This is a genomic window from Methylosinus sp. DMC45, assembly GCF_056313885.1.
In genome coordinates, this window is sequence record NZ_JBQUZK010000064.1 from 21,879 (window position 1) to 47,279 (window position 25,401).

The 25,401-nt window shown below is 66.0% G+C and carries 22 protein-coding genes; 13 read left to right on the forward strand and 9 right to left on the reverse strand.

From position 1 onward, the window contains the following. Positions 1–205: 205 nt before the first annotated feature. Together ACT53T_RS23980 and ACT53T_RS23985 are read right to left on the reverse strand one after the other, a co-directional pair. A complete protein-coding gene (locus tag ACT53T_RS23980; RefSeq protein ID WP_476163179.1) occupies positions 206–814 on the reverse strand; it encodes a copper chaperone PCu(A)C in 609 nt (202 codons plus the stop codon). 70 nt (positions 815–884) lie between these two features. Next, complete coding sequence (locus ACT53T_RS23985; protein WP_476163180.1) at positions 885–1,448, reverse strand: hypothetical protein; 564 nt, start codon at positions 1,446–1,448, stop codon at positions 885–887. A 229-nt stretch (positions 1,449–1,677) separates the two neighbouring features. On the opposite strand from ACT53T_RS23985, the gene ACT53T_RS23990 reads away from it, so the two are divergent. Then, positions 1,678–2,154, forward strand: a complete 477-nt coding sequence (locus tag ACT53T_RS23990) for a MarR family winged helix-turn-helix transcriptional regulator (protein WP_476163181.1) — start codon at positions 1,678–1,680, stop codon at positions 2,152–2,154. Positions 2,155–2,232: 78 nt separating this feature from the next. Here ACT53T_RS23990 and ACT53T_RS23995 read toward each other — a convergent pair whose 3' ends face one another. Next, entirely contained in the window at positions 2,233–2,931 is a 699-nt protein-coding gene (locus ACT53T_RS23995; RefSeq protein WP_400767476.1) for a hypothetical protein, read from the reverse strand. A 217-nt stretch (positions 2,932–3,148) separates the two neighbouring features. Between ACT53T_RS23995 and ACT53T_RS24000 the strand changes: the two genes are divergently transcribed. Next, entirely contained in the window at positions 3,149–3,595 is a 447-nt protein-coding gene (locus tag ACT53T_RS24000) for a hypothetical protein (protein ID WP_245278158.1), read from the forward strand. 31 nt (positions 3,596–3,626) lie between these two features. Here the strand turns inward: ACT53T_RS24000 and ACT53T_RS24005 are convergent, their stop codons facing one another. Continuing rightward, positions 3,627–4,664: a polysaccharide deacetylase family protein gene (locus ACT53T_RS24005; protein ID WP_476163182.1), complete on the reverse strand. Its 1,038-nt coding sequence runs from the start codon at positions 4,662–4,664 to the stop codon at positions 3,627–3,629. A gap of 172 nt (positions 4,665–4,836) precedes the next feature. On the opposite strand from ACT53T_RS24005, the gene ACT53T_RS24010 reads away from it, so the two are divergent. Continuing rightward, entirely contained in the window at positions 4,837–5,961 is a 1,125-nt protein-coding gene (locus ACT53T_RS24010) for a GNAT family N-acetyltransferase (RefSeq protein ID WP_476163183.1), read from the forward strand. A 2-nt stretch (positions 5,962–5,963) separates the two neighbouring features. Here ACT53T_RS24010 and ACT53T_RS24015 read toward each other — a convergent pair whose 3' ends face one another. Beyond that, positions 5,964–8,219 carry a Wzz/FepE/Etk N-terminal domain-containing protein gene (locus ACT53T_RS24015; RefSeq protein WP_476163184.1) on the reverse strand — a complete coding sequence of 752 codons (2,256 nt, stop codon included), beginning with the start codon at positions 8,217–8,219 and terminating at the stop codon, positions 5,964–5,966. Between the two features lie 189 nt (positions 8,220–8,408). Between ACT53T_RS24015 and ACT53T_RS24020 the strand changes: the two genes are divergently transcribed. The 8 genes from ACT53T_RS24020 (at position 8,409) to ACT53T_RS24055 (ending at position 15,929) form a co-directional block, all read left to right on the forward strand. Beyond that, positions 8,409–8,975: a polysaccharide biosynthesis/export family protein gene (locus ACT53T_RS24020; protein ID WP_018265108.1), complete on the forward strand. Its 567-nt coding sequence runs from the start codon at positions 8,409–8,411 to the stop codon at positions 8,973–8,975. An 8-nt stretch (positions 8,976–8,983) separates the two neighbouring features. Beyond that, positions 8,984–10,213 (forward strand): glycosyltransferase family 4 protein, encoded by a 1,230-nt coding sequence (locus tag ACT53T_RS24025; protein ID WP_476163185.1) that lies wholly within the window; start codon positions 8,984–8,986, stop codon positions 10,211–10,213. A 16-nt stretch (positions 10,214–10,229) separates the two neighbouring features. After that, positions 10,230–11,747, forward strand: a complete 1,518-nt coding sequence (locus tag ACT53T_RS24030; protein ID WP_018265106.1) for an undecaprenyl-phosphate glucose phosphotransferase — start codon at positions 10,230–10,232, stop codon at positions 11,745–11,747. Positions 11,748–11,947: 200 nt separating this feature from the next. Further along, positions 11,948–12,322, forward strand: coding sequence for a DUF423 domain-containing protein (locus ACT53T_RS24035; protein WP_018265105.1), 375 nt, complete (start codon positions 11,948–11,950; stop codon positions 12,320–12,322). A 69-nt stretch (positions 12,323–12,391) separates the two neighbouring features. After that, entirely contained in the window at positions 12,392–12,790 is a 399-nt protein-coding gene (locus ACT53T_RS24040) for a response regulator (protein ID WP_476163186.1), read from the forward strand. A 93-nt stretch (positions 12,791–12,883) separates the two neighbouring features. Then, positions 12,884–13,792, forward strand: a complete 909-nt coding sequence (locus ACT53T_RS24045) for a DUF2865 domain-containing protein (RefSeq protein WP_476163187.1) — start codon at positions 12,884–12,886, stop codon at positions 13,790–13,792. Positions 13,793–14,002: 210 nt separating this feature from the next. Then, positions 14,003–15,049: a GSCFA domain-containing protein gene (locus ACT53T_RS24050; protein WP_476163188.1), complete on the forward strand. Its 1,047-nt coding sequence runs from the start codon at positions 14,003–14,005 to the stop codon at positions 15,047–15,049. Position 15,050: 1 nt separating this feature from the next. Then, the gene (locus ACT53T_RS24055) at positions 15,051–15,929 is read left to right on the forward strand and encodes a WcbI family polysaccharide biosynthesis putative acetyltransferase (RefSeq protein WP_476163189.1); all 879 of its coding nucleotides are present in this window, start codon (positions 15,051–15,053) and stop codon (positions 15,927–15,929) included. Between the two features lies 1 nt (position 15,930). Here the strand turns inward: ACT53T_RS24055 and ACT53T_RS24060 are convergent, their stop codons facing one another. The 4 genes from ACT53T_RS24060 to ACT53T_RS24075 all read right to left on the reverse strand — a co-directional run bounded on the left by ACT53T_RS24060 (position 15,931) and on the right by ACT53T_RS24075 (position 21,470). Beyond that, positions 15,931–18,177 (reverse strand): ComEC/Rec2 family competence protein, encoded by a 2,247-nt coding sequence (locus ACT53T_RS24060; RefSeq protein WP_476163190.1) that lies wholly within the window; start codon positions 18,175–18,177, stop codon positions 15,931–15,933. An 80-nt stretch (positions 18,178–18,257) separates the two neighbouring features. Next, positions 18,258–18,986: a cytochrome c biogenesis CcdA family protein gene (locus ACT53T_RS24065; protein ID WP_476163191.1), complete on the reverse strand. Its 729-nt coding sequence runs from the start codon at positions 18,984–18,986 to the stop codon at positions 18,258–18,260. After that, the gene (locus tag ACT53T_RS24070; RefSeq protein ID WP_018265098.1) at positions 18,986–19,369 is read right to left on the reverse strand and encodes a thioredoxin family protein; all 384 of its coding nucleotides are present in this window, start codon (positions 19,367–19,369) and stop codon (positions 18,986–18,988) included. The genes ACT53T_RS24065 and ACT53T_RS24070 overlap by 1 nt, the downstream gene beginning before the upstream one ends. 103 nt (positions 19,370–19,472) lie before the next feature. Continuing rightward, entirely contained in the window at positions 19,473–21,470 is a 1,998-nt protein-coding gene (locus ACT53T_RS24075) for an SPFH domain-containing protein (RefSeq protein ID WP_476163192.1), read from the reverse strand. Positions 21,471–21,540: 70 nt separating this feature from the next. Here ACT53T_RS24075 and ACT53T_RS24080 point away from each other — a divergent pair, with 70 nt between their 5' ends. After that, positions 21,541–23,487, forward strand: coding sequence for a hypothetical protein (locus tag ACT53T_RS24080; RefSeq protein ID WP_400767451.1), 1,947 nt, complete (start codon positions 21,541–21,543; stop codon positions 23,485–23,487). Positions 23,488–23,833: 346 nt separating this feature from the next. Then, positions 23,834–25,261 (forward strand): glutamate--tRNA ligase, encoded by a 1,428-nt coding sequence (gene gltX, locus ACT53T_RS24085; RefSeq protein WP_476163193.1) that lies wholly within the window; start codon positions 23,834–23,836, stop codon positions 25,259–25,261. Positions 25,262–25,401: the final 140 nt, after the last annotated feature.

Genomic DNA, 25,401 nt, shown 5'->3' on the forward strand with positions numbered 1-25,401 from the left:
GATCGCGCCGATGAACCACGCCAGAGACTTGACGATGTCCTTCCCAGAGGTCTGCAGAGCCATTTTCTTCTCCATTGGTGCGCCGCCGCTCGTTGTTTCGAATTGGCTGCGTGCAGAGGCGTCAGGGGTCGCAGCTTGACCTATCGAATGGCGACATATTGCGTCGCGCGCAAGTTAATTTTTCGAGCAGCGTGGGGAAAAGCGCTCACTGCGCCGGTTGCGGCTCGCCGACGCCCGGCAGCGCCTCGCCCTGCCCCTTCTGCTCCTCATGGCCCGAACGATGATCCTCGACCGGCGCATCGCCGGCCTGCGGCGTCCGATGCGCCTTCTCCCATCTCTCCATCGCCTCCGCATCATGCGCATGCGCGGCGTCCGGCGCGTCGATCGCCGCGTCGATGAGCAGTTCGCCGGCCTTCTCGAACACCAGCGTGAGCTCGAAGCCCCAGCCGACGGGGTTGATTTTCTTTATGCCGGAGAGATGGACGAAGGAGCCGCCGGGCGCGAGCGTCACCTTCGATCCATTGGGAAAGAAGATCGCATCTGTCGCGACCGCGAAGTGTGGAGCGACATGCAGATCGAAGCCGCCGATCTCGGGAGATTTTACTCCGATGAGACGATCGGCGGAATCGCTGCGGTTATACACGGCCATGAACAGATTGGCGTCGCTCTCGCCGTCGCGCGGCGCACGCAGCCAAGGATGCTCCACCTTGATCCCGCCTTTTTCATATTCATGCGCGCTCACGCGAGAAAGGCCGCTCGCAGCCAGCGCAGCGCCTCCGGTCAAAAACAGAACGCGCCGTCGATCGATAGACATGCTCGCCTCCCTTTCGGCGCGCCGCAGGAATCGCAGCGTCGCACACGCAATGACGGCGAAGCCGCCGCGATCACGCTCGCGGCGGCTTCGCCTTGAAGGAGTTTTTGTACCAGATAACGAATCCGACCAGTCCCAGCGCCGCAAAAAATGTCGCGATGGTGATGTTGCGGCTTTCGGTCTCGCCGACGGAGAAGGGAAAGCGCGACACATATTCTTTCGTCCCGTCGTCGCTCCTCGCCTTCACCAGGCCGATGAATTTGCCCTTGTTCTTGAAGTCGTATTCGAAATTGAGCGTGCCGGCGCGATATTTCTTCGCCGGCACATAGGTCTCCGTGTTCTGCTCGAGGTTCTCGTCGTCGCTCGCCTGACCGACGTCGCGCAGAACGCGGATCTCCAAATTCATGTCGCGCAGCTCTTCCTGAACGGCGTCCAGCACGATGATGGTGGGACCGACATCGGGAATGTCGTCGCAGAACTGCTCGCGCGATTTCAGCGGCTGATAGCCGGTGAAATTCATCTGATCGGGGCCGATCTTCATCTTGCACTGGCCTTCGTCGATGCTGACTCCGCCATGCGCCTGCGCCTGCGTCGCCACGCCGACCAAAACCGCGGCGGCCAAAAATCGAACGATCATGCTTCTCTCCCGATCGCGCGTCTTTAAAGGGGCGCGCTTTTCCCCGAGCGCCGCCGCCGCATCGGCCGCTCATCGTGACACGATGAATATACATCGTATAGCGATATAAATGCAAGAGCGCGCTTCCCTTGCGCCCGCCGCGGCGGGCGCTTGACCCCGCGCGGGGCGAAGGCCATCATGGGCGCTTGGCCGAAGATCGCGGGCAGCGAATCCGAGGAGAACGAGAAAAATGTCGACGGCGCTCGAGAGCCGACCTCAGGAAAGCGATGACGCCGGCCGCCCCTCCGACGAGGAGCTTCGCGCGCTCGCCGATTTCCGCTACGCGCTGCGGCAATTCCTCGCCTTCAGCGAGCAGGCCGCCGCCGATGTCGGCCTCACCATGCAGCGCTATCAGGCGCTGCTCGCCATCAAGACCTTTCGCGCCGGGGCGCATATCAGCGTCGGCGAGCTCGCCGAGCAGCTGCTGATCCGCGATCACAGCGCCGCGGAGCTGGTCTCGCGCCTCGAGCAAGCCAAGCTCGTCAAGCGCAAGAGCGATCCGCTCGATCGCCGCCGATCGCTCATCGTGCTGACGACGCTCGGCGACCGTCGGCTGGCGCAGCTCGCTTTCGTGCATTTGCGCAAGCTGCGCGCCGACAAGAGCGCCTTTCTGCATCTCTTCGACACGCCGTCGGACAGCGAGTCGCAGGATCAGACGCCGCGCTGAAGCGCGGCGCGACTCGCTCGCGCGCTCGACGACCCCCGGAGCCGTTTTCGTCACGGCTCCGAGAGACGAGCGGCCCGATCAGGATTGCGACGACGACCACGGACGCATGAAGCTCAGCACCGTCGCGCTCAGCGTGCTGCCGGTGAGCACGACAGTCGCGCCGAGCGCCAGCAGCGCGACGAGATTGAGCACGAGATCATTGCTGTTGCCCGCGACGGCGAGAACGCCGAGCACGATCGCGGCCAAGCCCGCCAGCGCCTGAATGCCCGCCGAGCCAGAGGCCATCTCGCTCGCCAGAAACTCGCCGCCGACATTCTGCGATTGCGCGGCTTCGCTCTTCGCCTGCGCATGACGCAGCGTGTAGAGATGCCAAACGGCGTTGCTGCTGAGCACGAGCGCCGTGCCGAAAGCGATGGTCGCGATCGGAGTCAGCACGCCGGAATTGATTCCGAGCAGCGAGAGAACGCCGAGCACAATTCCCGCCGCTCCCACGAGGAAGACGGCCGAGAGGCTGCCGCCTCCGAAATGCTCGAAATTCGCAGCCTTCGCGCCCGCGGGAAAAATGATCTGCGCATATTCCGACAGCATTGCGCCGCCTTGAATGAGCAGAGCGACGCCGAACACGATCGTCGCTATGCCCGCCATGAGCGGCGGATTGATTCCGGCGAGCCCGCACACGGCGAGGACGATCGTTGCGATGCCTCCCACCGCATCGACGAGACCGCCATAGACTGCGGCGTTTTCTTGCGCTGTCGCCTCTCGGAAGGTCATGGACATGAGGATCTCCGTTCCTGCAGCCCGTCCTGCAACCCCGCGAAGCATCTAGTCGCGCTGTCCGAGCCGGCAAGAGCGACGATCGCGCCCGTCGACGCGAGCGTCGCCGTGCCGGCGCCGACCGCGGAAAGCCGCCGGAACCAATCTTCGTCGAATGTGTTCAGTCGAGTCGGGGATTTGTTTTGTCGGGCGAAAGGCCCCATTGGCGACGGAGGGCGTGATGAAATACCGGACTCTCGAAGAAATAACCAAGCTCGCGGGCGTCGAGCCGATCGAGGCGAAGCGCGACCAGGCGTCTCTGCGTCGCGCGCGCTTGGAGCGGCTCGCGGCTCTCATCGAAGCGCATGTCGGGCGCATCCGCCTTTTCTCGATGATGGAATATGTGCCGGTGAAGGAACGCGTGAAGCTGCGTCAGGACGAGTCGCCCTTGTCGATCGCCTTTCGCGACGCCGCGTTTCGCGAGGAAGGCCTGAAGGGCGACAAGCTCGGCGATGCGATCGACTTTTTCCAGCTCTCCATGCGCGAGGCGCATCACATTTTCTGCGATTGCAATTATTCCGGCGCGATCACGCCCGGCGCCGTCGCCGCTCGCGCTCGTTCCGTCGCGGAGAAGAAATCGCTCGGCGAGCTGTGGCGCAGCTTCACGCAGCGTCTCGGCTTCGCCTGATCGGATATTGGACCGACTGGATAAAGCTGGATCAGGCCGCCGCAACGCGGCGGCCTCCGTTCATCAGAACGAAAGGCGCGCCGGACAGGAGAATGTCCAGCGCGGCGAGCGACTGGTGCCGTCCATTCACCGAGAGCCGCGGCAGCGACATGAGACGCCCGCGATGCTCGGGAAAGATCATGCCCGCACGCGTCGTCACGGCGCTGGCGAAGCCGAGCCGCGCCGCCAGCTCGAATTCCCGTCGCGCCGCCGAGGTCGGATCGCCGACCGGATAGCAAAAATGCGGGACCGGCCGTTGCAGCTCGGACTCAAGACGCAGCCGGCTCTCGGCCATCTCATAGATCGCGGCCGCGCAATCCACCTTGGCCAATCGCGCATGCGTCACCGAATGCGCGCCGATCGTCGCCAGCGGATGATCGGCCAGCGCGCGCAGCTCGCTCCATCCGAGGCAGAGACGCCGCGTGAGCGCATGAGGCTCGATCCGCGCCTCGGCGGAAAGAGCGGTGACGACGCGCAGCAGCTCCGCCTCGTCGCCCGCGCGCAGCTGCGCATAGACCTCGGCGAACGCGAGGCGCTTTTGCGCCGCCGTCGCCGCCGCGCAGCAAATGTGCTTGCCGCCGGCGATGACGTCGAGACGATCGAGGCGCCGGATCGCCTCCTCCAGCTCCACCCACCACAGCCGCGCGGAAGCGTCGGCGTAACCTGCGGTGAGATAGAGCGTGAATGGCGCATTGTGGCGCTCCAGCGCCGGAAGCGCATGCTCGACGAAATCGCGATAGCCGTCGTCGAAGGTGAGGACCGCGAAGGCCGCTCCCGTCTCACTCTCGCGCAGCCGCGCGAGCGCGGTCTCCAGCGAGACGATCTCGACGCCGCGCTGACGCAGCCGCGCGATCAGCGCGTTCAAAAACTCCGGCGTGATCTCGAGCGGCTGATTGGGCTCGAAGGCCTGCTCGAGCCGCGGACGCACGCGATGGAACATCAATATCGCGCCCAGCCCGCGCGTATAAGGCTCGGCCAGACGGTGCACGCCGCTCGCGCGGAAGAACTCCATGCCCGCCTCTATAGCCATTCGACGCCATTTCGTCACAACCCCGCGCCTCCCGCGCATTTCTTTTTCTGCGCCCACCATCTCGAGGTCTCGTTGACCTTTCCTTGCTAGTGTCGCGAAGAAGCGCAAACATCAGCAATGCGGCGACGATATGGTTAATGCAAGGGCAGAGAATCTCACAGAAGAAAGCCTCATGGATCTGTCGCGACCAGAGACGTCCGTGGACGCAATCTCGCTCGACGTCTTCGCCTCCTTCGAGGCGGCGCGCGCGGATTGGGAGGTTCTGTTCGCCAATGCGCCGGCCAGCGCCTATCAATCTTTCGGATTCGCGCGCGATTGGTTCGAGACATTCGGACGCGCGCGCGGCCTCACGCCGATGATCGTCGTCGCGAGGCATGGCGAGAACGCGCGCCCTCTCGCGCTGCTCGCGCTCGCAACATCGCGTCTCGGCCCGCTGCGGATCGCGCAATTTCTCGGCGGCAAGGAGAGCAATTTCAATCTCGGCCTCTTCGCCGCCGATGCGCGTCTCGACGCCGCCGCGCTTCGCGCTCTGCTGCGCCGCGCCGCGCGCGCCGGCGGCGTCGATCTCTATCGTCTCGCCAATCAGCCGCAGACTTTCGAGGGCGTCGCCAATCCGCTCGCCCTGCCCGGCTCGAGCGCGAGCCCGAGCTTCGCCTATGGGACGAGCCTTCCTGCGACAGCGAGCGAGCTCGACGCGCGCTTCTCCGCCGATACGCGCAAGAAGCTGCGCAAGAAGCAGGCGCGGCTCGAGAAGATGGGCGCGCTCGTCTTCGAGCATGACGCGACGGGCGCGCGCGCGACAGAAATTCTCGAGGCGCTGCTCGCGCAAAAGGCCGAGCGCTTGCAGGATCCCTCCTTTGCGAGCGGCGCCATGCGCGATTTCGTGCTCGGCCTCTGCGGCGGCGCGCTCGAGGTCCATGCGCTGACGCTGGACGCGCGCATCATCGCGACCTATGCGGGCTTCACCCATCGCGGGCGCTTTTCGGCGATGCTCAATTCCTTCGTGGCGGATGAGGAGATCGCACGCTCCTCGCCCGGCGATCTGCTGCTGCATTCGCTGCTGCGCGATCTTCTCTCACGCGGCGTCACGCGCTTCGATCTCGGCGTCGGCGAGGCGCGCTACAAGAACGCCGTCTGCGACGAGACGATCGCGCTCGTCGACACGCTCATTCCGGCGACAACGCTCGGCGCGCTCGCGGCGCCCGTGCTGTCCGCGCTCACCCGCGCCAAGCGCGCGGTGAAGCAGAATCCGCGTCTTCTCGCCAAGCTCACCGAGCTGCGCCGACTCGCGCGCTGACTTTACGCGGCCGAAGCGTCGGCGGGAGCGGTCTCGTCCTCGAGCAGGAAGGCGTCGCTGACGCCCGCTTGCGCCAGTTCGTCGATGACCGCCTCGGCCGCGCGCTCGGAGCCGCTCACCAGAACGATGTCGAAGGACGGCGCGAGGAACATGGCGCGATCATAATCGCGCGTGGCGAAGACGATGAAATCATAGGTCTGCGCCAGCGCTTCCAGCACGGGCTCGGCGTCCTGATCATATTCCGCCGCGGCGCGGCCGCCCGGCATCACATGCAAACGCGAATCCGCGTCGCGATGAATGGCCTCGGCGAAGGTCGCGGCGCCGCTCGAAAGATCGGCGAGGCCGAGCGGCCGGGCGCGATCGACATCGGGGATCAGCCGATCATAGAGCTCGCCGCGCTCCTGCGCATCGGCGGCGACGATAATGGCGAGGCCGCGCCGCGCCAGCGCGCGCGACAATGTCACCGCGCTGTCGAAACTATGCTCGGCGTCGGCGCAGCCGACCAGCAGAACTTTCACCGAGAGCGTCGCCATGCGCGCCGCGTCGATCTTTCCGACGACGCTCGATCGATAGGCGCGCGTCGATCTGCTTTCGAGCTTGGGCGTGCGCGAGGGCGACAGGCGCGTCCGCGGCTCGGCGGCGAGGCTCGCCATCTTCGGAGGCGGCGCCTGCTCCTCTTCTTCTTCGGGCTCCACAAAGGTCGGCTCGCGCCGATCGGCGGCGATGCGCGCCTTGGGCGGCGCCTCCAGCTCCGCGTCGTCGCGCTCCTCGAGGCGCGGCACCGGAAGCGGCGCCGCGGCGCGCGCGCGGCCGCTCAGCAGCTCGATCGCGACGATCGATCCCGCGGAGAGAACAAAGGCGGCGATCGTCGCAAAGGCGGTGATCGGAACCTTTTTCGGGAAGGAGGGAATCGGCGGCGCGACGGCGCGCTGAATGACGCGCGCGTCGGCGGGCGAAGCTTTCGGACCCTCGCGCGCCAGTGCTTCCTGATATTTGGCCGAATCCGCCTCGAGCTGATCCTTGAGCACGCGCGCGGCGCGCTCGAGCTCACGCAGCTGCACCTCATCCGCGCCCGCGGCGCCGGCGACGCGCTTCTGCTCGTCCATCGCGCGAGAAAGATTCTCGACGCGGGAGGAGGCGATATGCGCCTCATTCTCCAATGTGCGCGCGGTGCGCTCGGCGGCGCGGCGCCAATCGGCGTCGAGATCGGCGAGCTGCGCCTGCAGCTCCTTTATGCGCGGATGGCCGGGCAGCAGCGTGCGCGATTCGAGCGCGAGCTGAGCGCGCAGCGACACGCGCTGCTCGCCGATGCGGCGGATCATCTCATTATTGGCGACGTCGGGAATTTCTCCCACGCGATTTTGCCGCAGCATGTCGCGCACCAGCTTCGCTTTCGCCTCGGCGTCGGCCTGCGCCGTGCGCGAAATGGAGAGCTGATTGGTGAGGTCGCCGAGCTGCTGCGTGGCGATCGTCATATTATTCGTGCCGGCGAAGAGGCCGGAACGCGAGCGGAAGGCCTCCACCTTGGCCTCGGCCCGGCCGAGCCGCTCGCGCAGATCGGCGACCAGCGGACTCAGCGATTGCGCGGCGTCGCGAGCGTTCTCGCGCTTCGCCTCACGCTGAATGTCTATATAGAAGGAAGCGATGGCGTTGGCGGCGCGCGCCGCGAGATCGGGATCGCGCGCGGAAAATTCGATCTGCAGCACGCGCGTCTTGGTCGGAGACAGCACGAGCAGCTTGTCGAAATAGGCGTCCAGCATGCGCTCTTCCGGCGCGAGCTTGGAAGGATCGCGCGTCAGTCCCAGCATCACGCCGATCTTCGTGCCGAGCCCGAGACCGTTGGCAATCGGATCGAATTCGGAATTGCCTTGCAGATCGAGCGATTTCAGCACGCGCCGCGCGAGATCGCGCGAGGTGAGCATTTGAATCTGACTCTGCACGGCTTCGGCGTCGGGCGCCGCGGTGGGGTCGGAGCGCTCCTTGTCGGCGCGGGTCAGATAGCTCTCTTGATTCTCGAGCAGCACGCGCGCCTCGGCCGTGTAGCGCGGCTTGACGACATTGACGAAGACGAGCGAGCCGAGAAAAGCGGCGAGCGTCACGCCGATCACGATGCGGCGGCGACGCGACAAGGCGCCGGCGATCTGCCCGAGATCGATCTCGCCGGTCGAGACGTCTGTCTGCGGGACCTCGCGCGAAATCGCGCGTCCCGTCTCGCCCCGGGGGCTCCCCGCGTCATCGTGAGGGTGGCCGAAACTCATCTCGCGAACTCCAATTGGCGCTCGGACCTTGTACCGAGATTATGGTTTCCGCGGGGTTAACCGCGGCGAGACGGCGCCATTCGAGAGGCGACGAAGCGGCCCGCGGCGATCAGGCTTTGTTAACCATGAACCGTTAAAAAATTTCCCCGGGACACGTTCTTTAGCTGTTCCTCGAGCCCGAGATTCTAAATGCCGAGATATGGCTTTCTCCTGTTCTGGCTGATGATGTGCGCGACATTGTCGGGATGCGCCCTGCCGGGCGCCTATGTTCCAGAGCTTTTGACCTCCTCGACCGAGGAGCCCTACACGCTCGCGGCAGGCGATCGGCTTCGCGTGATCGTCTTCGGCCAGGATGCGATCTCCAACAGCTACACGGTCGACGGCTCCGGCCATATTTCGATGCCGCTCATCGGCATCGTTCCGGCGGCCGGCCTCACGACCCAGGCGCTGCAACATGAAATCGCCGCACGTTTGCGCAACGGATTCGTCCGCGATCCTCGCGTCTCGGTGGAAGTCGAGGCGTATCGTCCCTTCTTCGTGCTCGGAGAAGTGATGAGCGCCGGACAATATCCTTTCGTCGAGGGTCTCACCGTGCAGAAGGCGATCGCCATAGCCGGCGGCTTCAACCCGCGCGGCTATCAAGGCGAGGTCGATTTGACGCGCGACTACGGCGGCGTTCCAGTCACCGGCCGCGTGCCTTTGCTGCAGGCGGTCCGGCCAGGAGACACGATCACTGTTCGCGAACGGATTTTCTAAGAAGAAAGATGCGCGAGAACCGGCAGAGCCAGACGAGCGACGACGAGAGCCCCGGACGGCTGCGCATCGTGCATGTGATGCGCGCGCCGATCGGCGGGCTCTTTCGTCATGTCGTCGATCTCGCCGGCGCCCAGGCGGCGCGCGGACATGCGGTCGGCGTCATCGCCGATTCCTCCACCGGCGGCGAGCGCGCGGAGGCGACGCTGCGAATGCTCGAGCCCTCGCTGGAGCTCGGCGTCACGCGTCTGTGCATGCGCCGGCTGCCGAGCTGGAGCGATCCGATCGTCGCCTTTCGCATCGCCATGGCGCTGAAGCGGCTCGCGCCCGATGTCGTGCATGGCCACGGCGCCAAAGGCGGGCTCTATGCGCGCCTGCCGGCGCTGCTGCCCTTGTTTCCGACGCTGCCGCATCCGCATATTCGCGTCTACACGCCGCATGGCGGCAGCCTCCATTACGATCCCGACGCGCTCGTCAATCGTCTCTATCTCTCGGTGGAGAAGGCGCTGGAGCGCGTCACCGATTTCATTCCCTTCGAGAGCGCCTATGCGCAAGAGCGCTTCGCGAGAGCGATCGGCTTCTCCCGCGCTGCGACCCGCGTCGTGCCCAATGGGCTGCGGCCGGAGGAGCTCGAGCCGATCACCCCGATCGCCGGAGCGGCGGATTTTCTCTATGTCGGCGAATGGCGCCGCTTCAAAGGCGTGGACACGCTGATCGAGGCGCTGTCGCTCATTCGCGACGCGACCGGAGAAGCGCCGCGGCTCGCCCTCGTCGGCTCCGGGCCGGACGAAGCGGCTCTGCGCGCCTGCGCCGAAAGGCTCGGCGTGAGCGAGCGTCTCTCCTTCGCGCCGCCCATGCCGGCGCGCGAGGCGCTGCGGCTGGGGCGCATATTGGTGGTGCCGAGCCGGGCCGAGTCGCTTCCCTATATCGTGCTCGAGGCCATCGCCGCGCGCACGCCGCTGATCGCCACCAATGTCGGCGGCATTCCAGAGATTTTCGGCGAGCATGCGAATCGTCTCGTCGAGAGCGACGATCCGGCGGCGCTGGCGCGCGCGATGATCGCCGCGAGCGGCATGGACGAGGAGGCGCGGAGGCGCGCCGCCGGCCAGCTCGCTGAACGAGTAGCAGAAAATTTCTCTTTGACTGCAATGGTCGAGGCCGTGCTGCGCGGATATCGCGAAGCGCTGGAGGCCGCCGGACATCGCAGCGCCGCGGAGGCCGTTCTGCCGCAGCGGGCCTGATGAGTGGAGTGACGTCATGTGTGCTTTCGCCCTACGCGACATCAAAGCGGCCGCGCCGGCCAATGACGATAGTCGCGCCGCCTCGCGGCTGGCGGAAATCTCCGCCGACGCGCGGCCGATTCCCGCCTATTCGCCGGTCGTGCTGGCGGGCCTCGTCCGCATTCTCGAATTCGCGCTGATCACCGCGACCGGCTTCGCCGTGCATCGGCTGCACGTCGCGCCGGGCTATGGCTATGGCTTCGAATATTTCATCGTCATCCCCGGAATGGCGCTGCTCGCGGTCGTCGCCTGGCAGGCGCTCGATCTCTACACGCCCGCCGCTTTTCGCACGCCCATCGGCCAGGGGCTCAAGCTCGCCGGCGGCTGGACCCTCGTCTTTCTCGCGGCGCTCGCGGCGATCTTCTTCCTGAAGCTCGACAACGCTCTGTCGCGCGTCTGGCTGCTCGGCTGGTACGCGGGCGGTCTCGCCGTGCTGGCGGCGGAGCGCTTCGCGGTCGCCGCCGTGGTGCGCTCGCTGACGCAGCAGGGCAAGCTCGACCGTCGCACCGTCGTCGTGGGCGGCGGCCCGGCGGCCGAGCCCGTGCTGCGCGCGCTCGCCGCCTCGCAGCAGGACAGCGATCTGCGCATATTGGGCGTGTTCGACGATCGCCGCGACGATCGCTCGCCGGACGTCGTCGCCGGCTATCCCAAGCTCGGCACGATCGACGATCTCGTCGAATTCGCGCGCCACACGCGGCTCGATCTCGTGATTTTCACCCTACCCATCTCGGCCGAGACGCGCCTATTGCAAATGTTGCGCAAGCTCTGGGTGCTGCCGATCGACATTCGGCTCGCCGCGCACACCAATAAGTTGCGCTTTCGCCCGCGCTCCTACTCCTACATCGGCAATGTTCCGGTTCTCGACGTCTTTGACAAGCCGATCGCCGATTGGGACGTGCTCATCAAATCCGCCTTCGACAAGATCGTCGGCGCGTTGTGCCTTTTGCTCTTCGCGCCCGTGATGGCGGCGGTGGCGCTCGCCATCAAGCTCGATTCGCGCGGCCCGGTGCTGTTCCGCCAGACGCGCTACGGCTTCAACAATGAGAAGATCGAGGTCTATAAATTCCGCTCCATGTATGCGGACAAGCTCGATCCCGCCGCGGCCAAGCTCGTCACCAAGGGCGATCCGCGCGTGACCCGCGTCGGCCGCTTCATCCGCAAGACCTCGTTGGACGAGCTGCCGCAGCTGTTCAATGTCGTGTTCCAGGGCAATCTGTCGCTGGTCGGACCCCGTCCCCACGCCATGCATGCGCGCGCCGCCGAGCATCTCTACGACGAGGTCGTCGACGGCTATTTCGCACGCCATCGCGTCAAGCCCGGCCTCACCGGCTGGGCGCAGATCAATGGCTGGCGCGGCGAGACCGACACGCCCGAGAAGATCCAGAAGCGCGTCGAATGCGATCTCTACTACATAGAGAACTGGTCGATCCTGCTCGATATCTATATTCTCGCGCTGACGCCGATCGCGCTGCTGAAGACCGAGAACGCCTACTGAGAGGCCGCGCCGAGCGAGATATGCGAGCCTGAAGGCTCGCGGTCCGAAACGCTTCCTGGACCGCGAGCCTTCAGGCTCGCTCTCCAAAGCCTATCCTGGCCTTCGCCGCGAAGCGCGAGCCCTGCGGCCAAAGACCTCATCCAGAACATCAACATGAGCAGGATTATCGTTGTTCTGCTTGCATTTATAACGAGTATCTAATGCAGCGCCCGAGCCTTCTCATCGTCTTTCTCGCTGCGCTCTCGGGCGCTGCGGGCGTCGCGCTCGCGGCCGCGAGCGCGCATATTTCCAACGCCGCCAATCTCGAGACGGCGAGCCGCTTCCTGATGATCCATGCGGCGGCGGCGCTCGGCCTCGGCGCGCTGCTGGCGACAAAGCCCCCGCTCGCGCGCTGGCTCGGCGGCGCGAGCTTCGCCCTCATCGCCGGCGTCGCGCTGTTTTCCGGCGACCTCGCCGCCCGCAGCTTCACGGGCGATCGGCTGTTTCCTTACGCGGCGCCCATCGGCGGCTCGCTGACGATCGGAAGCTGGCTGGCGCTGGCGATCTGGGCGCTCGCCGCGCTGCGGGCGCGATAGCGGCCCGCGCTTTCCCGCTCTGGACAGAGGCCCGGAATCGACCCCACCCTCGCGAGCGTGGGGGCCGAGATGGGGACAGAACATTGGAGCGCGGAGGCGGCGCTCGGTCGGCGCGTGCTCGTCGTCGAGGATGAGCCGCTGATCGCGCTCGCGCTCGAGGAGACGCTCGTCGAGCATGGATTCCGCGTCGTGGCCTCGGCCCAGACCGTCGCCGTCGCGTTGCGGGACATCGCCGACGTGCAATTCGACGTCGCCCTGCTCGATCTGCGCATCGGCGCCGAGAGCGTGGAGCCGGTCGCCGATCGCCTCGCGGCTATGGGCGTCCCTTTCGTCTTCGCGACCGGCTATGGGCGTTCGGCCCTGCCTTCGGCCCACGCCGCGCGCCCGATCGTCGAAAAGCCCTTCCGCACCGAGGCGCTGATCGCCGCTCTGCTCACGGCGTCGCGCCGCGCCGCGCAGGACGCCTGAGACGCAGACGGCGAGATACCGAGGACCGGACGGCTTGTCTCTTGCGATCACGCTCCATCTAAGGGGGAGTTGCGTCAAAACAGGTGCCGCGTCATGTCTTCGCGTAAAAGCGGCGAGCGGGAGTGCTCCCGACGTCGCCTCGCCGCTGTCGGCGGCCTGATCCTCGCCTTTCTCATAGCGGCGCTAGAGCCTTCTTCCGCATTCGCCCAGGATTTCTTCCAGCAATTGTTCGGCGGCGGAGGCGGCGGCTACTCGGACTATGGCGCCGGCGCCTATCCGAGCTATCGCCGCCACGGCCACGCCCGGCGCCATGGCGCCGCCCAGCAGGAGCGTCGCGTCTATGTCCCGAGAGAGCGCCGGGGCGAGCCCACGCGCAGAGCCTCCCGCGGCGGCGGCGGCGAGCCGGAGCGCTCCGTCTATACGGAGACCGCGGCCGGCGGACGCTCCTACTGCGTGCGCGAATGCGACGGCTATTTCTTCCCCGTCGGCCTCTATTCGAGCGCCAATGACACGGCGAGCCACCAGCGCGCCTGCGGGCGCCTCTGCCCCGGCGCGCGCACGACGCTCTATGTGATGCGCGGCGGCTCCGACAAGATGGAGGACGCCGTGGCGGCGCGCGGCGGCGCGACCTATGCGCGGCTGATGGCGTCCCTGCAGCGCAAGAACGAGGGCGAGAAGGACAAGGAATGCTCCTGCCACGCCGGCCAGACCAATGAGAGCTCGATCGAGGCGATCTATCTCGACCCGACGCTGCGGCGAGGCGACGCCGTGATGACGACTCACGGCGTCGAGATCTTCCACGGCGCCAGCCGCTATCCCTATTCGAAGAACGACTTCCGTCCCCTCGCCCGTTCTCCCGATCTCGATGAGCCCATCCGACGCCGCCTCGCGGCGCTGGAGCGCGCCAGCAAGCACGGCCGGCCGAGCGTCGAGCGCCGCGCCGCGCGGCCGGTGAGCGAGCGCCGCAGCCAGTCCTCCGGCGGACGCGAGCCGCACGACTGATCCCTCCCCCGGCCGACCAGCGACGATCGGAATGAAAAAAGGCGAGCCCTACGGCGGGCTTGCCTTCGTCCTCCGCTGTCGATATGCCCATTGCACCGCACAAGTCGGGACGATGCGCAGCGGCGGCCCTCGCCTTCATCTCTTTCGAACGTCGGCTATTCGCGGCGCCGAAGGACGACCGGGTCGCCACGACTTTCATGAGGTGATCCGATGGGCAATCCATATGCGACGAAGGGGCCTTCCCAATTCTGGCGCACGGCTGTCGCCGACCTCCCTCCCGAGGATGTCAGCCCGATCCCGCACAAGAAATTTCTCATCGGCGAGGAAGACCGCATAGCGACCGCGGGCAGCTGCTTCGCGCAGCACGTGTCCCGCTACATAGAGGCGATGCCGGGCGTCCGCTTCCTGCAGACCGAGGCGAGCCCCGCCGATCAGCCGGTGTTCTCGGCGCGCTACGGCAATATCTATACGGTCGCCCAGCTTCGCCAGCTTCTGCTCGAGGCCACCGGCCAGCTGAGCCTACCGCCGCTGGCGCTGCCGCGTCCCGACGGACGCCTGGTCGACGCTTTTCGTCCAACGACCTATACGGAAGGCTTCACGAGCGCGGAGGAAGTCGCCGCCGCGCGGCGCGCGCATCTCGAGGCTGTGCGCCGCGTGTTTACCGATTGCACCGTGTTCGTCTTCACGCTCGGGCTCATCGAGGGCTGGACGACGCCGGACGGCCAGTTCGTTCTGCCCATTCATCCCGGCGTCACGACGGATGATCCACAGGCCTCCGCCGCCGTCTTCCATCGCTATTCCTATGAGGAGGTGAAGGCCGATCTCGAGGAGTTCCTGGCCGGGCTGCGCAAGATCAATCCAGGCGCGCGCGTCATTCTGACCGTCTCGCCAGTGCCGCTCACGGCGACCTACACCGATGAGCATGTGCTGTCGGCGACCGTCTACAGCAAGTCGGTGCTGCGCGCCGTCTGCGGCAGCGTCGAGAACTCTGTCGAGAATGTCTATTATTTCCCGTCCTACGAGATTATCTCCAGCCATTTCAACAATGGAAAATATTACGACAGCAATAAGCGCACTGTGCCCGAAATCGGCGTCTCCCATGTCATGCGCGTCTTCAAGGCCGCCTATTTCGGCCAGACGTCAGAGCCAGTCGTCCCGCCGACGAAGCCGGCCGCCGCGAGCGGCGTGCTGGACCAGTCCTATGCGGGCCGCATCATCTGCGACGAAGAGAAATACGGCACGAACATAGGGTTCTGAGATGAAGGTCATCATTATTTCGAATTGCGCGACCTCCACCTATTACGAGGTGGTCCAGACGCTGTTCCCCGATTGGACGATCAAGGCCGCCGGATTCAACGAGGCGGAGCGATGGCTCGAGACCGGCGAGAAGCCCGAGTTCGAGAAATATCTCAAAGAGTGCGATCTCTATATCGGCTGGCCGCTCGACGGGCTCCGCCTGGCGAGCGCGCTCAATCCCAACGCCGAACGCGTGATCATTCCAGAGCTGTATTTCCGCGGCCTGCATCCAGACGTCGCCATCCTGGATGGCTTCTGGGGACCGTTCAGCGAGGGCGCGCCGCACACGCAGACCTCTCTGATCGCGCTGGGCGCGCGGGCGATCGGTAAGACCGCGGAGGAGACGCAGGCGCTCTTCCGCGAAGACGTCTATGAGAAGCTCGGCTATTTCGACCTGTATAAGACCGACAGAAGCCGCCTCGTCGCCGAATTCGGCAAATATGGAATTGGGCTACAAGATGCGTTCGATTATTGGGAAACGCAGCGCGATTTCTTCTATATCTGCCACCACCCTCGCAGCTTCGTTCTGGTCGACATTGCTCGGAACGCGCTGAAGGGGCGCTTTCTCGACGAAGAGGCCTTCGCTCGCTCCGAGTCGCTGCGCCGGACACAGCCCGATAGGCTCGCTATCTCGGAAGTATGGCCCGTCTATCCCGAGATCGCGCGTCGTTTCGGCTTCGAGGGCGGCTTCACTTGGCTCAAGCAGCCCCAATACGCGCCCCGCGAAATGTCCTTGTCCCGCGTGATCGACATCATCTTCGAATCTCTCGGCAGAATGGACGACGCCTGGAAGTCAGTGCCCTTCATCGCCGAATGCGCCAAGACGCTGGAGAGCGTCTGATTCAGTTCAGCCGCTCCTCCTCCTCGAGGGGCGGCTCCGCGCCGGAAGGCGACGCGCTCGCCGCCCTCCGCCTCGGCGCGCGCGACCAGGGGCGGTCCTCGCCCGGGGCGCGGGCGGTTCGCCATTCCACTCGCTCGCCGACAAAGCGCAGCGTCGCCGCGCCTGTCTCGGCGAGCTTGCGGCGATCGAGCAGGATCGGCGCGCCGCAGCCCTCCGGCGCATAGAAGGGCGCGATGACGATCGCCGCGCGGGCGCAATCCTCGATCAGCGCCTTGCGGTCCGTCGCCAGCGCGACGGCGCGGCCGTCGATCGCCTTGGCCACGCAGCCGAGATCGTCACAGGAGACGCGGGCGTCGGCCGGCGCTCTGGCGTCGGCGTCGGCGCGCAGCCATTGCTCGCCGACGAAGGAGAGCTTTCCGCGGCCGAGCAGCGCCAGCTCACCCGAGGGCAGGCGTAGCGCCGCGGCGTCGCCGCCGGGCGCGACGGCGAGATCGAAGCCCTCTCCGCTGGCGGCGCCGAAGAGGCCGAGCATGGCGAAGGGAATGGCCGTCGCCCGGAACAGCCATGTCCGCCACAGCACGAGCGAGAGAACCGCGAGCGACAGGAAAATAATCGCGAAAGGCGCGAAGCTCTTCACCGGCAGGCTGGCGCCGGGCGCGGCGCCGATGAGCCGCGCTATGGCGGTGACGAGATCGATGCCGAAGCCGACATAGCGCCAGACCGGACCGTCGAGGCCGAGAGGATAGAGAAAGGCGCCGAGCAGCGCCCCCGGCACGGCGAAGAATTCGATGATGGCGAGCGTCAGCGGATTGCCGATCAGCACATAGGGGCTCAATTCGTGAAAATCGTCCGCCATGAAGGAGGCCGTCGCCGATGTGGCGCAGAGAGTCGCGAAGATCGGCGCCGCCGGCCCGCGCAGCAATAGCTCGCCCATATTCTCGCGCCAGCGCATGAAGCGCGTCGGCGTTCGGCCGAAGGCGGGCGGCTCGCGCCGACGCTCGATGAGCGCGCCGCGCGCCTCATAGACGGCGACCAGCGCCGCCACCGCGGCGAAGGAGAGCTGAAAGCTGGCCCCGAGCAGCGCCTCCGGCTGGAAGGTGACGATGAAGAAAACCGCCAGCGCCAGATTGCGCATGGACAGCGACGGCCGATCGAAGAGAACGGCGATCAGCATGATCGTCGTCATGATGAGCGCGCGCTCCGTGCCGACGCGCGAGCCGGTGCCGATGTCGTAGAGAACAGCGCCGATGATGGCGACGCCGGCCGCCCATTTCTTGATCGGATAATTCAACGCCAGCGTGCGCGAGAGCGCCAGCAGCCGTCGCAGCCCGACGAAGAAAATGCCGGCGACGAGCGTCATCTGCACGCCGGATATCGTGATGATGTGGAATATGCCGGCGCGGCGGATCAGCTCTTTCGCCTCCTCGCTCAGAAAATCGCGCTTGCCCGTCACCATTGCGGCGGCGATGGCGCCGGTGTCGCCGCCGAGCGCGCGATAGACCCGCGCGGCCAGCGCATTGCGCAGCCGATCGACGGCGGCGAAGAAGCGCAGCGACATTAGCGCAGGATCGGGCGGCGGCAAGACGTCGATGCGGCCGAGCGCATTGCCGACGCCGCCGAGGCCGGCGAAATATGCGTCGCGCGAGAAATCATAGCCGCCCGGCAGAGCGGCATGGGCCGGCGGCAGCACGCGCGCCTTCAGCGCGATGAAATCGCCGGCCGAAAATTTCGCCTCGCCCCGCGTCGTCAGCCGAACGCGAAAGGGCGCGACGTCATTGGGCAGTCCTTCCGCGCTGGCGATGCGCAGAATGAAGCGCGCGCCATTGGGGCGCGGGTCCAGCTCCTCGACGAAGCCGGTGAGAAAGCCGACGCCGGCGCGTGAGACGATCGGCGCATCGACGCGCGCGGCGCGCCAGACGGCGGCGAAGAAGCCCGCCGAGAGACAGGCGAGCAGCAGAAGCAGCGCCCCCGCCCTATGCGCGCGCAAAAAGAAGGACAGCGCCGCCAGAATGACGACGCCCGCCGCCGAGGCGGCGAACGAGGGCTCGCGATCGGCCGCGAAATAGAGAAGGACGCCGGCGCCGGACGCGACGGGCAGCCACAGAAACGGCCGCCGCAGCGCGATCTCTTCTTCCAGCGCGGCGCGGGCGGCGGCGGCGAGCGACGCGAAAGCGGCCGACGAAGCGGGGCGGATGACGCCCCGCGCCCGATCGGCCGCGCCGGCGACGGCTTTCGCGCTCCAACTCACCAAAGGCCTCGAATATCGCAGCGAGCAAGGTCCAGCTCATGCTATATCCGAAACCGCCGAGCGCGCGAGCGCCGCGACGATCAAAAACGCGTCGTCAGGCCGGTCAGCCATTCCGGCGAGGCGGAGACCAGCGCCGCCTCCAGCGGCTTGTCCAGCCCGGTGGCGATCAAGAGGCCGATGGAGGCGAGCGCCGCGCCGAGCGCGCCCTTACCCCATTTGCCGCCGACGAGCAGCGAATTCCGCAGCCGCATCGAAACGCTCCGCGAGACGGCGCCGAGCGCGACCAAGGGCAGGCCCGCCCCGAGGCCGAAGAACGCCATCACCAGCCCGACCTGGCCGAGATTCTGGCCCTGCGCGGCGAGCAGCGAGGCCGCGCCGAGAGTCGGCCCGGCGCAGGGGCTCCACACCGCGCCGAGCAGCAGGCCGAGCGCCAATTGGCCGCGCAGCCCATGGGTCGAGAAGCCGGAGAAGCGGCGCTCGATCCAATCGGCGAGCGGACCGCCGGCGGCGGCGATCCTCACTTGCAGCGCCGGCGCCGCCAGCAGCACGCCCAGCGCCACCATCAGCAGCGCCGCGCCGAAGCGCAGGCTGTCGCCGTCTATGCCGGCCCCGAAGCCGAGGAGCGCCAGAAACAGGCCGATGGCGACGAAGGAGCTGGCGACGCCGAGCGCCAGCGCCGCCGGCCCGAGCTTGTGCTCGGAGCCCGCTGCGCCGAGAATGATCGGCAGCAGCGGCAGCACGCAGGGCGAGAGGGTGGAGAAGAGCCCCGCCAGAAAGGCGAGGCTCGCTCCCGCGAGATCGAGCGTCATCACAACGCTTTGTCGAGCAGAGCGGCGATGGAGGCGGCGCCGGTGTCGCCGACCGAGCGGCCGGTCTCGCTCTTGCCTTTGAAGACGATCAGCGTGCTCTGCGTCGTCGCGTGGAAATCGCGCACCGCGTCCTTCTGGCTGTCGAAATCAACATGGAAGACCTGCAGAGCGTCGAATTTGGCGTCTTTCTCGAGCTTTTCGAGGATCGGCTGCTGCGCCTTGCAGGTGGGGCACCAAGGCGCGTGAATCTCGACGAGAATAGGCTTGCCGGCGGTCTGCGCCGCCTCGAAGCCCTGCGGCGTGAAGGCGTGCTTCTCGGCGGCGAAAAGCGGCGTGGCGAGGAGCGCGGCGGAGAAAAGCACGGAAGCGAAGCGAAGCGTCATAGCGAAATCCTCTGTTTCAGAGCCCGCAAAAGCGCGGAAAGACGGGCGGCGACGCCACGGCCGCCGCCCGTCCGCAGCCTATACGCGAGCGCGCACCCGGATGTTACGCCGGGGGAAGCCCCTTTCGCGCCTCTCCCTTCTCGGCGACCAGCATGGCGAGCAGCATTTCGACGAGCCCGCCGCCATTGGCGCGGCCGTCGCCGCCGCCGACGACAATGCCGGGAACGAGCGGCAGCTTGCCATTCTCGATCGCCTCGGCGAAGCGCAGCAGCACGGTCGAGTTGAGCTGATACTCCGGCCCGCCATAGGCGGCGACCTGCTTCTCCGTCGCCTCCGCCTGCGCGAGGCCTACGGCCTTGATCTTCTCGGCGTCGGCGAAGCCGATGGCGCGAATGCGATCCGCCTCGCCCTGCCCTTCGACGCGGGCGCGCTCGGCGTTGGCTTTCGCCGTCACCTGGATCGTCTCCGCCTCCTGGCGCGTCTGCGCGAGGCGCGCCTTGCCTTCGTTCTCGCGCAATTGAATGGCGAGCGACGACGCCGTGATATTGGCCTGCTGCTCGGCGAGCGCCTGCTTCTCGCGCAGGCTCCTCTCCTGCGCCGCGGCGGCCTCCTGCAGCCGATAGGTCTCCACCTTCTCCACCGCGATCTGCCGCTCGCGCAGCTGCGCCAATATCGACTCGATCGCCGACGATCCGCGCTCCTTGTCGGCGCGCGGCGTTCCGATCAGCACCTCCTGCAGATCGAGGCTATAGCCGGCGAATTTGGCGCGCATCTCCTCGCTCGAGCGGCTCTGAATGTCGCTGCGCTCCTGCAAAAGTTGAATCAGCGTCTTGGTCTGGCCGATATTTTTGAAATAGGCCGAAACCATGGGATCGAGCGTCTGCTCGACGAGGCGCTTCACATCGCCGAAGCGCTGCACCACCAGCGGCGCTTTCATATAATCGATATGGACGACGACGGAGAGCGGCATCAACGGCTCGAAGGCGTCCTTGGTGATGAGCGCGATCTCCGAGAGATTTTCATCGAGACGATGCGGGCCGGTCGATTCCGCCGTCCATTTCAGGACGAAATTCGTCGTCGGCACCGCGATGATTTTTCCTGCATAAGTGTTGAAGGCGTATTTGCCGGGCAGCAGCGGCTTGCTCCACACGCCGCGACAGCCGGGCGCCACCAATTCGCCATGGCGATAATCGTCGCCCGAAATATCGACGCCGCTCGCGCCCGTATAGGACACGACGACGCCGACCGTGCCGACGTCGACGATCGTCTTGGGGACGAGCTCCACCGTCGCGAACAGGCGATTGATGTAATAGCTGCCGTCGACCAGCACCTGATGCTGACGCCCGCGAAAGCCGCCGGCGCGCAAGAAGGCTTCGGGATTTTGGAAATTATTGTGAAAGCTCGGATCGGAGGCCTCGCCGCCGACGGAAGGCGCGATGATCTCGCCTTCGCGCAGCGCCGGCCCGTCATGCACGGTGACGACGCCGAGCACGTCCTGCTCGTCCTTGATGACGATGGGCTCGAAGCCATGGCGCGCGCCGATGATCGCCGCCGTGCGCGCGAATAGCTCATCGTCGTTGGACGCCAGCGTCACCGCGTAATTGCGCGCCGCGGTCAGCACGACGAATTGCGCGAGATTGATGGCGTAGACGCCCTCGCGCAAAATCTTGCGCTGCGGCCCCTTCTGCCCGCCCTGCACGAGAAAGCCGCGCACATCCTCGAAATCGGACGCCTTCTCATTGGACGCGAGCGTCTGCTCCGGCGCGAGCGCGGCGCCGTCGCGCGCATAGACATAGCCGATCTGTCCCTGCGGAATAGAAACCAGCGGCACGCGATGCACGCGATATTGGAAGGGGACGAAGAAATGAAAGCCGCCGCGCAGCGCATCGGGCTGAAAGCCCGCCTCGCCTTTGAGCGCGATGAAGCCTTCGCCGACCGAGCCGCGAAAGCTCCACAGCTTCTCCAAAACGCCGAGCCGATCATTCGGAATATAGCGAACGGCGCCGCCGACGAGCGCGAGAAGCAGCAGCGATCCGACCGCTCCGGCGACGAGAAGGCTCGTCTGCCAGAACGGCGTCAGAGGATAATCGAGGGGAAACATCTCATTTGCTCATGGTTGAGCGGAATGCGCGGTTCAAAGCCTTTTCTCCCAGGCGCATTCCGCCGGGAGCATGCGGCGCCGCGCCTTCGGCGCAGCCGCGGATCATGCGGCGCGAGACGTGGGGACGCGGCGGGGGAGTTGCAAGGAGGGGTGGGGTTGGAAGGAGCACGAATCTGAGCACAACCAGCTGAAATATATCCATAAAAAAGTTAACTATCGGAGTCTTCTCGTCCGCGCGGCGCACCTTGCTTTTTGGCTCGCGAGCATCCATCCTCGCTACGGCGCGGAGTTTTTTTTCATGTCGAATTTGGACGACGAAGAGGAACAGCCGAGGATTTCCAACTCAGGGAGCTTGAGGCGATGGTTCGAGGCACAGCCACCTGATCGGCAGGAGCCAGCAGCGGGAGTCATCGCGGCGCGCGCAGCACTCAGAGTCCTGCCACTGACGGCGCGAAGGGCTCAGGAACTGAAAGCGCTGGAATTCGGGCAAGAGGCACTGGCAATATTTTGGCCTAATGCGGTAGCGCGTGTAGCCATCAAATATCCGGCCCGAACCAATGGCCTTCGTGCCGCCGACGTCGCCAAATACGCCGCTGATCCCGCCGCCTCCTTCGCCGCCCACGCTGTCGACTTTACCGCCGTCACCGACAACATCTACGCTGCTACCGCCGCAGCCGAGGCCGCGGCCTCGGCTGCGGCCTACTACCACAACAATGGCGCCGCCATTTGGCGTTCTATTTCCGGCGACGTCACGGCGCTCGAAGCAGGTCGCTCCCCGATCGAACTCGCAGGCGATCCACTGTGGTCGCAGAGCGGCGCACCGACATGGGTAAAACAGCGTTGGTGGCTCTTGCGCGATCTCCTCGCGGAAACGCATTGGCGGCCCTGGTTCGACTGGTACGAACGCCGCCTCGACGGCGTGGAGCTCTCGGAGGAGATCGAGCTTCTCTTCGCGACGTTGCCCGTCGACCCGCGCGAGAAAGACCCCGCCGAGCAAAATGCGCTGCTCGCACAGGAAATCGCGCGCCTGACGCAGAAACAGAAGCCGCGCGAACAGCCAAAAATTCCAGAACCGAAACCTGCTGCGCTCGAGCCGATCTCGGAGGACGGAAAAATCCTCCTTCGGAAAAAGCCCGCCAGCGCAGAACTCGACGCTCGCGCTCTTAATGCAGCCTTGCTCGCATTGAAACGGCAGTTCGGCGATCTCGTCGAAAGCCTCGACGCAGAGTCGAATATCGACAAGCGCGCGGCCGCCTCTCTGCGACGCCTCGCCGACCTCATTCCGACGAAACGCCCGACGCAGGAGCAATTGTTTCGCCTCGCCCATGAGCAAGAAAAGCTCGACGCTTACGCCGCGGGCGTCGTCGAAGAATGGCCGCGCATGCTCGCCGCGGATTATCTCGCCGCTACGCGCGCCTTCGATCGTACCGTGCGACAATTCCCGAAATGGCGCGAGTTCAAGGCGAACGCCGAAAAGGACCGCCTCACCGCCGAGCAGCGCGAGGAGACGCCGCGCATCGCGGCCGAATTCGCGGAAGCGTTACGCGAAGACGAGGCGGCGCAATTCGTCGAGCAAGAAATCGCGGCGATCGTGAGTGAGATGGCGAGCCGCCTCGCTGCCCAGCGCGACGCGCAGGCCGAACGCTTTGATCCGATCGCCGCGGGCGCCGATCTTCTGGCGGAAGACCTCGTCGCCAGCATCGATAATGTGTTGAAGACGATCGCCGAAGCGGCGATCTCTACAAAGAACGGCGTGGCTGGAACAGCGAAGCGCGCCGGGAAAAACTTTGCGAGCCATGCCGAAAAGAGCATAGTGAAAGAAGCCGGCAAGCTCGGCGACGGAGTCGGCCCCGAGCTGACGAAATGGGCCAAACGCGCTTTGATCGGCGTGCCGGTCACGAGCGCGGGCTATATAGGCGTAAAAGGCGGCGCCATAGCGCTGACCATCCAAAAACTGATGCATCAGTTTCCGCAAATCGAGGAGTGGCTGCGACCCATTCTCGATTTTCTCTCGTGAGTGGGGAGTTTCCGCCCGACGCTTTCCTCGTCCTTCGAGACGCCCGCTGCGCGGGCTCCTCAGGATGAGGAAAGCTTCTGCCGAGGCGCCGGAATGCAGGGGCGATGCGGGAAAGGCCTCAACCCTCGCCCTCATGCTGAGGAGGCTCCGCAGGAGCCGTCTCGAAGCACGAGGGCGAGTTCCCGAAGGCCGCGCTCGACGCCCCTGTTCTCGGCATGAGGGCGAGGGTTGCGCCATCGGCCGGAAGCCGAGGCAGGGCGCGCCCCTCCCCCCGCAGTTCCCCCCTGGCCCGCAGCGTGCTAGACGGGCCTCCGCTCTAAATTCTCAAGGACCGTCAGCCGCGCTCATGTCTCAGGTCGTCACGCGCTTCGCCCCCTCTCCCACCGGCTTCCTCCATATCGGCAGCGCGCGCACGGCGCTGTTCAGCTGGCTCTACGCCAAGCGCCACGGCGGGCGCTTTCTGCTGCGCATAGAAGACACGGATCGCGAGCGCTCCACCCAGGCGGCCGTCGACGCTATTTTCGATGGAATGCGCTGGCTCGGGCTCGATTGGGACGGCGACGCCGTATTTCAATTCGCGCGCGCGCCGCGTCATCGCGAGATCGCCGAGGAGCTGCTCGCCAAAGGCAAGGCCTATCGCTGCTACGCCAGCGCGCAGGAGCTGGAGGAGATGCGCGAGAGGGCGCGCGCCGAGGGCCGTCCGCCGCGCTATGACGGGCGCTGGCGCGACCGCGATCCGTCCGAGGCGCCGGCGGGCGTCGCGCCGGTCATTCGGCTGAAGACTCCGCAAGAGGGCGAGACGGTGATCGAGGACGCCGTGCAGGGCCGCGTCGTCTTCCCCAACAAGGATATCGACGATTTCGTGCTGCTGCGCTCGGATGGCGCGCCGACCTATATGCTCGCCGTCGTCGTCGACGATCACGATATGGGCGTCACCCAGATCATCCGCGGCGACGATCATCTCACCAACGCCGCGCGGCAAAAGCACATCTATGAGGCGCTCGGCTGGGAGGCGCCCAAGCTCGCCCATATTCCGCTCATTCACGGGCCGGACGGCGCCAAGCTGTCGAAGCGCCATGGCGCGCTCGGCGTGGACGCCTATCGCGGCATGGGCTATCTGCCGGCGGCGCTGCGCAATTATTTGCTGCGCCTCGGCTGGAGCCAGGGCGACCGCGAGTTTTTCTCGACCGCGGAGATGATCGAGGCTTTCGATCTCGAGAGCATTCATCGCTCGCCGGCGCGCTTCGATTTCGTGAAGCTCGAGAATATGAACGGCCATTATCTGCGCAGCAGCGAGGATTCCGAGCTGCTCGAGGCGCTGATCGCCACTCTGCCCTATCTCGAGGGCGGCGCGGCGCTCGCCGCCAAGCTCGATGACACGCGCAAGGCGCAGCTCGCCGCGGCCATGCCCGGCCTCAAGGCGCGCGCCAAGACGCTCAACGAGCTGGTCGACGGCTCGGGCTTCCTCTTCGCCGAGCGGCCGCTGGCGCTGGACGCCAAGGCCGCCGCGCTGCTGTCGCCGGCGGCGAAGGCGCATCTCGCCGCGCTGACGGAAAAGCTGGCCGCGCTCGAGGAGTGGAGCGCCGCCGCGACCGAGAATATCGTGCGCGAGACGGCGGCGGCGCAGGGCGTCAAGCTCGGCGATCTGGCGCAGCCATTGCGCGCCGCGCTCACCGGGCGCACCACCTCCCCCGGCATTTTCGACGTGCTGGCGATTCTCGGCAAGGAAGAGAGCCTCGCCCGCCTGCGCGACCAGGCGGCGCAACTCGCTTGAACCGCGGGCGCGGGATGCTATAGTTTGTGCAACGCACAAAGAGGTCCTCTGCTGCGCCGCATTGCCTCCCCCTGCCCGCTGCGCATGCGCCGCAACGGCGCGGCGACCGACGCAATTCCGCCGGCCATTCGCAGGAGGGT

Bases quoted from the DNA above. Each gene is read 5' to 3' on its own strand.
- ACT53T_RS23980 (WP_476163179.1), bottom strand. From the start codon at position 814: ATGTCTATCGATCGACGGCGCGTTCTGTTTTTGACCGGAGGCGCTGCG.
- ACT53T_RS23985 (WP_476163180.1), bottom strand. From the start codon at position 1,448: ATGATCGTTCGATTTTTGGCCGCCGCGGTTTTGGTCGGCGTGGCGACG.
- ACT53T_RS23990 (WP_476163181.1), top strand. From the start codon at position 1,678: ATGTCGACGGCGCTCGAGAGCCGACCTCAGGAAAGCGATGACGCCGGC.
- ACT53T_RS23995 (WP_400767476.1), bottom strand. From the start codon at position 2,931: ATGTCCATGACCTTCCGAGAGGCGACAGCGCAAGAAAACGCCGCAGTC.
- ACT53T_RS24000 (WP_245278158.1), top strand. From the start codon at position 3,149: ATGAAATACCGGACTCTCGAAGAAATAACCAAGCTCGCGGGCGTCGAG.
- ACT53T_RS24005 (WP_476163182.1), bottom strand. From the start codon at position 4,664: ATGGCTATAGAGGCGGGCATGGAGTTCTTCCGCGCGAGCGGCGTGCAC.
- ACT53T_RS24010 (WP_476163183.1), top strand. From the start codon at position 4,837: ATGGATCTGTCGCGACCAGAGACGTCCGTGGACGCAATCTCGCTCGAC.
- ACT53T_RS24015 (WP_476163184.1), bottom strand. From the start codon at position 8,219: ATGAGTTTCGGCCACCCTCACGATGACGCGGGGAGCCCCCGGGGCGAG.
- ACT53T_RS24020 (WP_018265108.1), top strand. From the start codon at position 8,409: ATGCCGAGATATGGCTTTCTCCTGTTCTGGCTGATGATGTGCGCGACA.
- ACT53T_RS24025 (WP_476163185.1), top strand. From the start codon at position 8,984: ATGCGCGAGAACCGGCAGAGCCAGACGAGCGACGACGAGAGCCCCGGA.
- ACT53T_RS24030 (WP_018265106.1), top strand. From the start codon at position 10,230: ATGTGTGCTTTCGCCCTACGCGACATCAAAGCGGCCGCGCCGGCCAAT.
- ACT53T_RS24035 (WP_018265105.1), top strand. From the start codon at position 11,948: ATGCAGCGCCCGAGCCTTCTCATCGTCTTTCTCGCTGCGCTCTCGGGC.
- ACT53T_RS24040 (WP_476163186.1), top strand. From the start codon at position 12,392: ATGGGGACAGAACATTGGAGCGCGGAGGCGGCGCTCGGTCGGCGCGTG.
- ACT53T_RS24045 (WP_476163187.1), top strand. From the start codon at position 12,884: ATGTCTTCGCGTAAAAGCGGCGAGCGGGAGTGCTCCCGACGTCGCCTC.
- ACT53T_RS24050 (WP_476163188.1), top strand. From the start codon at position 14,003: ATGGGCAATCCATATGCGACGAAGGGGCCTTCCCAATTCTGGCGCACG.
- ACT53T_RS24055 (WP_476163189.1), top strand. From the start codon at position 15,051: ATGAAGGTCATCATTATTTCGAATTGCGCGACCTCCACCTATTACGAG.
- ACT53T_RS24065 (WP_476163191.1), bottom strand. From the start codon at position 18,986: ATGACGCTCGATCTCGCGGGAGCGAGCCTCGCCTTTCTGGCGGGGCTC.
- ACT53T_RS24070 (WP_018265098.1), bottom strand. From the start codon at position 19,369: ATGACGCTTCGCTTCGCTTCCGTGCTTTTCTCCGCCGCGCTCCTCGCC.
- ACT53T_RS24075 (WP_476163192.1), bottom strand. From the start codon at position 21,470: ATGTTTCCCCTCGATTATCCTCTGACGCCGTTCTGGCAGACGAGCCTT.
- ACT53T_RS24080 (WP_400767451.1), top strand. From the start codon at position 21,541: ATGCGGCGCCGCGCCTTCGGCGCAGCCGCGGATCATGCGGCGCGAGAC.
- gltX (WP_476163193.1), top strand. From the start codon at position 23,834: ATGTCTCAGGTCGTCACGCGCTTCGCCCCCTCTCCCACCGGCTTCCTC.